Origin of the sequence: Vreelandella lionensis (genome assembly GCF_002087295.1) — a bacterium.
GTDB classification, from domain to species: domain Bacteria; phylum Pseudomonadota; class Gammaproteobacteria; order Pseudomonadales; family Halomonadaceae; genus Vreelandella; species Vreelandella lionensis.
In genome coordinates, this window is sequence record NZ_MWVI01000066.1 from 1 (window position 1) to 9084 (window position 9084).

The window sequence follows — 9084 nt, forward strand, 5'->3', positions numbered from 1 at the left end:
CGGTGGCCAGTTTTACTTGACCACTACACACATACGACCAGCGATCCTCGTAAGCATCGGGGGTCCATTCGTTAGCGTACTGGACACCGGTCTGAACGCTCCAGAAAGGTGTAATAAGCCGCGAATAAAGGAAATCGTTCTCGCTTTCCCCTTCGTTTGCGCCATCGAAAATCGCCTCCCCCTCAGTCTTCCACCAGAATAGGTTGATATCACCGCCGAACCAGGCATCAGCTTCCCAGCCTAAGTTACCGGGGGCATCATCATCCGTAACACGGTACTCAAACTGGTCGAAGCGCACGAACCCAAACAATTGGTCGTCGGGTACCGGGTCGGGGAAGTGCGAGGGTGGGTCGCTTTCCGCATAGTTGAACACCTCATCCAGCGTGATGCCTTCAGGGAGCGGCGGAACTTCAAGATCAGGCGTTGAGCCTTGGTGGTACTTCGCGGATTCCTGATGGACTGGAAGATCCGAGGTGTTCGGCATATTTCCCATGCCGGACTTATTCTGTCCCATCGCAGGGGCGGAAAGTAGAGCAGCGACGGCCATGGCCGATAAGAGGCGAGTGCTATGCATCAGCATTGATCGATCCTCCTTCCAAGGAACGGACAACAGCGACTGTACGAAACATGCCTGCCTCCATGTGATAAAGCAAGTGACAGTGGAAGGCCCACTGTCCTGGTGCGTCAGCGGTAATGTCTACGGTCAGCAGTTCAGCCGGCTGAACATTTACCGTGTGCTTGCGCGGATTGGTGTCGAGGTCGCCTCCTGCATATAGGTCCATCCACATGCCGTGCAGGTGGATTGGGTGACTCATCATGGTGTCGTTGATCATATTTATGCGCAGACGCTCACCATACTCGAATCGGATCATGTCCGACTCGGACCATTTCTTGCCGTCGAAGCCCCAGATGAATTGGTGCATGTTGCCCGTCAGGTGCAGGTAGAACTCCCGGGTCGGTGGGCGCCTAAGCGGGGGGCGTTCCAGAGCCCGCAGCTGACTATACGTCAGCACCCGCCAGCCATCATCCCCAAGGCCTGCCCCAGGATAGTCCAGACGTCGGTAGGCGGACTGAGCCATGGTGATACTGGCCGGGCCATGACCGGATGGGCCGTGTTTGACGCGTTCTACCAAATTTTCGGTCGGTAACCCATTGGCAGCATGCCGACCCATCGGCATCACCATGCTGTCGTGTGCACCATGGTTCATCCCCTCCATGCCTTCCATGCCTTCCATGCCTTCCATGCCACCCTTCATCATCATGCCCATGTCGGCCATGTTAAGCATGGGCCTGCGTCGGGGCTCGGGAATGGCTGCAGACATGCCGACCCGTGAAGCCAGGGTTCCGCGGGCATAGCCGCTGCGATCCATGGTTTCTGCAAAGAGCGTGTAAGCCTGGTCGTCAGGCAAGGTAATAATCACATCGTAGGTCTCGGCTACGGCGATGCGAAACTCATCTGTTTCGACCGGTTTGATATCTTGACCATCAGCCTGAACAACGGTCATCGGCAGGCCTGGAATGCGAACATCATAGTAGGTCTGGGACGAGGCATTGACGATACGCAGCTAACCTTCTGGCCGGGTTCGGCAAGGAACACCGGGTTCTCGTCAGCCGACTTGCCATTCATGAGGAAGGTGTAGGTGGCACCTGTGACGTCGGCAATATCGGTAGGGTCCATCCGCATCCCTTGCCAGGACAGTCGTTTGCCAATGACCTCACCCAGCGCCATGCCCGTTGCCTGCATCTGGTCATCGATATTTGCCAGGGTCGGCCGCTGGAAATTGTAATAGCCCTCTATGGTTTTGAGATTACGGAACACATTATGAGGGTCTTCAAATGTCCAGTCCGACAGGACAACCGTATGCTCAACGTCGTAATCAACCGGGTCTGTTTGGGCGGGGTCGACGATTAATTGACCGTAGTGACCGAGTTGCTCCTGAAAGCCGGAATGACTGTGATACCAGTAGGTACCGTTCTGTCGGACCGGAAAGCGATAAGTGAAGGTCTCGCCTGCGGGAATACCGGCAAAGCTAATACCTGGCACACCATCCATGTCGAATGGTAAAAGAATGCCATGCCAGTGAATTGAACTCGATTCAGGCAGGCGGTTATGGACGCGTATCAGCGCATCCTTGCCTTCTGTCATGCGGATGACCGGTCCGGGGATAGAGCCATTAATGGTAATCCCCCTGCCAACGCGGCCACCGATTAGCAGATCCTGGTTTTCGAGATAGAGATCGATTCCTTCCTCTGCAGTCGCATCCAGTTCACCAAAGTTTCCAGAACGAGCAACATCGGCATTCAACGCCCACGCTGGGCGGTTGAGCATCAGGTAACTGGCTAGTGTTGATGAGCCTGTTGTGACGAGGAACCTACGACGCGACATCGAACTTAGCTCGCTAAAACGGCTTTGATCTTTCATTAGTACCTCCTTGTACGCTTGATTATCCTGACGACGGCGGACCCAATGAGAGGTATCGACAGGCGAAGAGTTCATATTGGGGTAAGAGCTGGACAGCGGCATGGTATAATTGCTGCCCTACCTCCCCACCCTCTGTTATTTTTATATCTTTCAACTGAGCAATAGCGAATTCTATAAAAGCAGGCACAGCGAATCCGGAGGTCGTCATGCCTGCTTAGCCATTTTCTAGTTTTAATATATACCGATAAGGTTCTTCGTCTTTTCAGTTTGATTTCAGTTGCACCGGGTAGCGTCAACAATCGAGCCACGAACGCGAGAAGCTGTATATACATGGTTTTAGGAGCAACCTATGAGCGATAGACATTTCTATGCAGGTGTGTCCAGGCGCCGCCTTATACAAGGAGCTGCCACAATGGGACTTCTTGCCGGTTTCGACAGTTGTTACAGGCCTATGCTAGAGGACAACTGGACAACACGAATGCATTTCACACCGTGCGTAATGGCGCTGACATTTACGACCTGACCGTCGCGAGAACACCTCTCAAGATAGGGGGCAGAGTCTCGGAACAGCCCATCACCATCAACGGCACTCTGCCAGCGCCTCTGGTGCGCCTCAAACAGGGGCGCGAGGCAATCTTGCGTGTCACCAATACGCTATCGGAGGCAACATCCATTCACTGGCACGGCCTGATTCTGCCGTACCAGATGGACGGCGTTCCTGGCGTCAGCTTTCCCGGCATCAACGTTTGAGTACCGTTTTCCGGTCGAACAGCACGGCACCTACTGGTACCACAGCCACTCTGGCCTTCAGGAACAGCTGGGCCATTATGGGCCGATTATCATTGATCCTGCCGAGCCGGAACCGGTGACCTATGATCCCGAAGACGTTGTTGTCCTCTCCGACTGGACCTTTGATTCTCCCTACGACGTATTCCGCAATCTGAAAGTGGCGGAGGGCTACTACAACTACAACCAGCGCACCGTTGGCGACTTCTTCAAGGACGTCGAAACCATGGGCTGGGATGCCGCGTGGAGCAAAGCCGGCATGTGGGGCAGAATGCGAATGAGTCCCCGGGATATCCTGGATGTAACCGGTTCTGAATATACCTACCTGATGAACGGGTCGCCTTCCGCCAGCAACTGGACCGGGCTGTTCCGTCCCGGCGAGAAAATTCGCCTGAGATTCATCAACGCCTCGGCGATGACCTTCTTTGATGTCCGTATCCCGGGACTCCCGATGACGGTTATCTCCGCTGACGGTCAGCCAGTGCAGCCCGTAGAAACGGATGAATTCCGCATTGGCGTGGCGGAAACCTACGACGTGATTGTACAGCCAACCGACACGGCTCCCCCCGTGTTTGCCCAGTCACAGGATCGGTCGGGGTATGTGCGCGGAACGTTAGCCACCCGCAAGGGAATGGAGGCGCCAGTACCGCCCATGTATCCGCGAACCGAGCGCGGTATGGCCGCCATGGGCATGGGCGCGATGAGCATGGGCGCCATGGGCAAGGACGGCGATATGAACATGGACAGCGGCATGGACATGGGTGGCAAGATGGCGATGATGTCGGGCAGCAACGACAAAGCCCATGGCCAAATGATGATGAATGGCGCCGACTCGGGAATGAACAAGATGAGCTCGGACAAAGCAACGATGAATGAGGTCCCGACGGCGGGTCGGCCGATATCCCATGGCCCTGATAATCACGGTCCCGGGGCGGCCATGGTGGCTTCCAGCCCGCAATCGCGTCTGGATGACCCTGGTGTAGGTTTTGAAACAGCCAACCATCGGGTGCTGACTTATTCCCAGTTGCAGAGCATTGAGGGCTGGCCCGACAAGCGCCCGGCCGAACGCGAGGTGGAACTGCACCTTACCGGCAATATGGAACGTTACATGTGGTCGTTCGACGGCAAAAAGTTCTCTGAAGTCGATGGCCCGGTCAAGTTCTACCATGGCGAGCGCCTGCGATTGATCCTCGTCAACGACTCGATGATGGATCACCCCATTCACCTGCATGGCATGTGGATGGAACTGGAAACCGGTGCAGGTGAATATCGTCCACGCAAACACACGATTTCCGTCAAACCCGGCGAGCGTGTATCCGCGCTGATCACAGCGGATGCACCGGGTGACTGAGCTTTCCATTGCCACCTTCTGTACCACATGGACGCAGGCATGTTTCGTGTCGTGTCGGTCGTTTAACGGGATAGGGGATGAACATTATGATGAATCGCATCAAGTGGGTTGTGGGTGCCACAGCCTTAACGCTTGCCTCGGGAGCCGGCGCCGCCGGTACTGGCGTTCAGGCCGAACCCGACTGAACGCTGCCGATACACGACCACCAGGTGTTTGGCCAGGTTCTGTTTGACCGGATGGAATACCAGCGTGACGGCGACAACGAATTGGCCCTGTGGGACGCCCAGGCATGGATTGGTAAAGATCGCAATCGGCTCTGGGTCGAAACGGAAGGTGAGACTGATCTATCCAGCGACAGCGGCGACATCGAAAATTTTGATGTGCAGTACAGCTATCGCTTCGATCGCTTCTGGGATATACAGACAGGATTGGGTGCCCAGTCAACGTTTTGCCCCAGCCCTAACCTAATAAGGAGCGCTATTCGGCCATTGTTGGATTGCAGGGACTTGCCCCCTACTGGTTTGAGGTAGACACAAATCTCCGAGTCACCGACGACGGTGACGTGTCATACGATCTTGAAGCCGAGTACGACTGGCTGCTGACCCAAAGGCTCATTTTGCAGGGCCGCGGCGAAACGCTCGTTGCCTTCAGCGATGTTGAGGAGTGGGGCGTCGGTAGTGGCATCAATAATGTGGGCCTGGGGCACCGTCTGGGATACCACTTTTCGAGGGAGTTTGCGCCCTACGTGGGTGTTTCTTACACCCGCTTTCTGGGCAACACAGAGGACCTTCGTGAGCGCGAGGGGGAAGACGTCGAGTCCTCCAGCTTCGTGGCGGGCGGCCGGTGGTGGTTTTAGTACGATAATGCCCAGTAGAAAAGGCCTGGCCCCTTTGCGTGGGTCAGCTAGTGTCCTCATTTGGAGGATTTCGTCAAAATCATTGCCGACCTTCCGCATGTTCGGCTCAATGACAAACGGCCGGACTAAGGCCCGGCCGTTGTATCAGATCATGAAATTACACGTTGATCAGTAGCTGATATTGACCATAGCTACGACCTTATAGGTATCCTCCGGGTCATCTTCGTAGAAGTCCCCCCTGAAACCGTGAGAGCCGCGGCGGCTGATGTCATACAAGCCAGCAAACTTTTTACCAACCTGAGCAGCGACTTCAAGTACCAAGACTTGAGCCGTTGGCCTGAGCTGCGCTGTCGGGCGCGTCGTCGGCAACGCGGAAGTAACCGGTGCCGTACTTCAGGTAGTAGTCGTTGGAAAGCTCCTGATCACCCGAGACCATCAGCCCCATCAGGCCATACCCTTGGTACGCTCCATCAAGAACTGCCTTAGCACCCTGACTACCATTGTTGTAGTAGACGTCTGTTCCGAAGATTTGCAGATTATCGCCGGACAGCTCGTAGCCCGTATTGTTTCTTGCAAAGCGATCGGCACCGTTGCTGCTGTCGTCTGCCGGAATGTAGATGCCGTGAATCTTGAGGCTTGCATTGCCCCAATGCCTCTGGGCATACAGATTCAACATGTACGTGTCGCCATCTGTTGCGTCAGAGTCACGCCCGGACGACTTTTTGTAAAGTACCGAGCCGCTATAGCCCATTTTGTTAAAGGTAAAATCGGCGTAGGCACCGAAATAGTTGTCATCCGTTCGAGCCGCCGTACCATTCAGAGCAGCCTGACTGCTGTTGCTGATCTGAGCTCCGGTAAGGCCGTAGTGGAAAACCTCGCTGGGATGAAGTTCGGCACTCAACATGTAGAAGTCCACGTCGTCCGCAGAATCTCTATCGTTTTCTTCCCACTTGAACCAGCCACCTGTCAGCGTGGCCATACCAACATTGCCCGCAAAGGAGACGCCATTCATGTCGTCGTTGGTAACAAAGCTCTCGTATTTACCGAAGCCATACCCCTGGATGCCCGCTCGCACCTTCCAGTCGCTGTTCGGCACCTTCAGTTCAGCGTAGGCATTTTTGGTCTCAACGCCAACGCCGTCGGCGCTGAGTTTGCCGCAATCGTCACCCTGGCAGCTTCCCTTCTCACCCCAGGGAGAGTCGAACTCACCGTACCAAACCAGGCTCACATTATCATTGAGGTCGCCGGTGATCTTTGCACGCAGGCGCTGGTCAACAAAAGCAGCACTGTTATCGTCGGTCGTATCTAGGCTTTCTGAGGTCGCCTGCAGGCGGTAATAACCGTTCACCGTGAAGGGGGAATCGCCTTTCTTGAGCTCTTCCACTTCAGCCGTCAGTTGATTTATTTCATTCTTCAGGTCTTCTACGGTTGGTGACGCACGCCCGACCGGCTCCGCGGCCAACGCCGGTGTTGCTACTAAAGCTATCGCCAGCGGAGCGCTTATTGATTTGAAGATTTTGCTCACCTGAAACTCCTTATTTTAATTTTCATATCGACAACGATTTATTGCCTCAATATGGATGTGCCAGTTAAACGGCACTTAATCTTGACGCACAAAACTTGTAGTGGTCAACTGAAACGAACCTGAATTTTCAGCTAAATTTCATTTTCCCGATTTTCGTACTGACATCCCCACCCGTCAGACTGTCAGACCTGACGACGCATCAAAGAGGCTATTTCGCCCCCAGCGCCCATTCTCGGAGAGGTGCTATGATTGCTCACTATTGAAAGGCATACTGGGCGCCAAGCATGCAATCCGACCATTTGGCGCATGAAATCGAGATGGCCGCAATGAACCGACGAGTTATCTCCTTGCTGCTGCCGTTGTTTTTGGGTGGACCGGTTCTGGCCACTTCCGAATTATCGGGTGGTCAGGAGGGCGCTGCGATGAAGGGTTGCGATTTCAACTTCGGCTGCCTGAAGTTATTAGATTGGCTGGATAGATTATGCATTGTTCACGTCGACCATCACGTAGAGGCTGGTTCCTGTTTTTTTTAATCTGGTCTGTCAGCTTTTTGCTGCATTTTTTTTGGGAAATGATCCAGGTGCCTTTCTTTACAGGGATGATGGAGGCGTCCCATGGTGCGGTCGTCTGGCTGTGCACGCGGGCGGCAATCGGCGATGCCAATATTGCACTATTTGCCTATGGCGTCGCCGCAGCGGCAACTAAAGATGGCTTTTGGATACAGGGGCGGTGGCGCCGCCATGCTTTAGGAGCGTATTTTGCTACCGGTCTGCTTATAACCATAGTCTTTGAAGCATGGGCCACAGGCGCAGGCCAGCGCTGGAGCTACAATGATTCTATGCCCCTGTTACCCTTTATTGGCACAGGTATTGCGCCTCTAGTGCAGTGGATTATCGTTCCAACAGTCTCGCTCTTTGGTCTGCGTTGGCTCTATAGAGGCTGGCTTGATCTCAGACGTCAGGGCGGTGATTACTCTCGGCAATAAATAATGGGCTTCGGCCATCATGCAAGCGGCCCTACAAACACTTGCGCAAATACACCCAAAAGGAGTGTGACAGTCAGCGCTATTATCAGTACGGCTTTCAACCAGATATCAGTTCTAGCCACCACGACATTCCCTTGCCTGTACATCGGCACAACGAGGCGCAGATAAACTGCCAGCGAGAGTACGCTATTGATGATCGCCACCACTGCCACCCAGGTGTACTGCACGTCGATGACTGCGGCAAACAAAAGGAACTTGCCGACAAAACCCGCCAATGGGGGAATCCCAACCAGCGATAGCAGAAAGATAACCATTGCGAGGCCAATAAGCGGCTGGGCGCGACCCAATCCGTCAAAATCGTTCAGAGTCCGTCCAGTACTGGCGGCAACGGCGAAAGCGCCCAGGTTCATGGCCGCATAGGCTGCGGCAAACAGGATGATGGATGGCAGCGCAAGCTCACTTGCGCCGACTGCGAGGATGCCCAGAAGAAAATAGCCGGATTGGGCAATCGACGAATAGGCAAGCAGCCGAATCACGTTAGTCTGAGCAAGCGCGGCCAGGTAGCCATAGGTCATGGTCAGAACAGCCAGTACGGCGATAACAACCGCCCAACCGCTGCCAAGCGGCAGGTCGCGAACCACCTGCGTTAACGCAAACAGCGCGCCGACCTTTGGCACGACGGACAAATAGGCGGCAATAGACAGCGGACCACCCTCATAGGCATCTGGCGCCCAGAAATGAAATGGAACCAGCGAGGCCTTATAGCCCAGACCAACAACCACCGCCACGAACCCAAGAAGAACCGACATTGGCATGGTATCCATACCAGGAAGATCCGCGAGTAACGTGGAGCCCGTAGCGCCGAACCAGTAACTCAGGCCGAAAATCATGATCGCACCTGTGACCGAGGCGAACACGAAAAACTTCATGGCGGCCTCTGTGGCAGGGTCGGTATCCGGGTAGGCAACCAAGGCAAAGGTGGCCAGGCCAGTTAATAATGTACCCAATACAAGGAACATCGTATCACCCGCGCCTGCCAGAACGAGCGCGCCGATGGTGGCAAAGCAAAGCAGGCTGTAAACCGTGCCCTCTCGCACGGTGCCTCTCACATCCACTCTCGCCAAAAATATGGCGAGACTGGCATTGGCCGGCCTTCAAC

General features: G+C 54.7%; 9 protein-coding genes and 1 pseudogene. 5 read left to right on the plus strand and 5 right to left on the minus strand.

Translation table 11 applies throughout. The annotated features are described in order from the left end of the window. From B4967_RS09525 to B4967_RS19225, 3 genes are all read right to left on the minus strand, one after another. A partial coding sequence (locus tag B4967_RS09525; RefSeq protein ID WP_139794461.1) for a copper resistance protein B occupies positions 1-580 on the minus strand: 580 nt, incomplete at its 3' end. Beyond that, a complete protein-coding gene (locus B4967_RS19220; RefSeq protein WP_243470463.1) occupies positions 567-1505 on the minus strand; it encodes a multicopper oxidase domain-containing protein in 939 nt (312 codons plus the stop codon). The genes B4967_RS09525 and B4967_RS19220, both read right to left, overlap by 14 nt. Next, positions 1502-2422: a multicopper oxidase domain-containing protein gene (locus tag B4967_RS19225; RefSeq protein WP_243470464.1), complete on the minus strand. Its 921-nt coding sequence runs from the start codon at positions 2420-2422 to the stop codon at positions 1502-1504. Before B4967_RS19225 ends, B4967_RS19220 begins: the two co-directional genes overlap by 4 nt. Before the next feature lie 492 nt (positions 2423-2914). On the opposite strand from B4967_RS19225, the pseudogene B4967_RS09535 reads away from it, so the two are divergent. From B4967_RS09535 to B4967_RS20305, 3 genes and pseudogenes are all read left to right on the plus strand, one after another. Beyond that, positions 2915-4559, plus strand: a pseudogene (locus B4967_RS09535) (copper resistance system multicopper oxidase). Positions 4560-4768: 209 nt separating this feature from the next. After that, positions 4769-5089 (plus strand): copper resistance protein B, encoded by a 321-nt coding sequence (locus tag B4967_RS20300; protein ID WP_083024932.1) that lies wholly within the window; start codon positions 4769-4771, stop codon positions 5087-5089. Continuing rightward, positions 5056-5415 carry a copper resistance protein B gene (locus B4967_RS20305; protein ID WP_161491499.1) on the plus strand — a complete coding sequence of 120 codons (360 nt, stop codon included), beginning with the start codon at positions 5056-5058 and terminating at the stop codon, positions 5413-5415. The genes B4967_RS20300 and B4967_RS20305 overlap by 34 nt, the downstream gene beginning before the upstream one ends. 310 nt (positions 5416-5725) lie before the next feature. On the opposite strand, the gene B4967_RS09550 is transcribed toward B4967_RS20305, so the two are convergent. After that, positions 5726-6940 carry a hypothetical protein gene (locus B4967_RS09550; RefSeq protein WP_207953610.1) on the minus strand — a complete coding sequence of 405 codons (1215 nt, stop codon included), beginning with the start codon at positions 6938-6940 and terminating at the stop codon, positions 5726-5728. A 284-nt stretch (positions 6941-7224) separates the two neighbouring features. Between B4967_RS09550 and B4967_RS09555 the strand changes: the two genes are divergently transcribed. After that, positions 7225-7473, plus strand: coding sequence for a hypothetical protein (locus tag B4967_RS09555; RefSeq protein ID WP_083024936.1), 249 nt, complete (start codon positions 7225-7227; stop codon positions 7471-7473). Next, positions 7422-7925 (plus strand): hypothetical protein, encoded by a 504-nt coding sequence (locus B4967_RS09560; RefSeq protein WP_207953611.1) that lies wholly within the window; start codon positions 7422-7424, stop codon positions 7923-7925. The genes B4967_RS09555 and B4967_RS09560 overlap by 52 nt, the downstream gene beginning before the upstream one ends. Positions 7926-7942: 17 nt before the next feature. Here the strand turns inward: B4967_RS09560 and B4967_RS09565 are convergent, their stop codons facing one another. Further along, positions 7943-9034, minus strand: coding sequence for an NADH-quinone oxidoreductase subunit N (locus tag B4967_RS09565; protein ID WP_243470465.1), 1092 nt, complete (start codon positions 9032-9034; stop codon positions 7943-7945). Between the last annotated feature and the right edge of the window lie 50 nt (positions 9035-9084).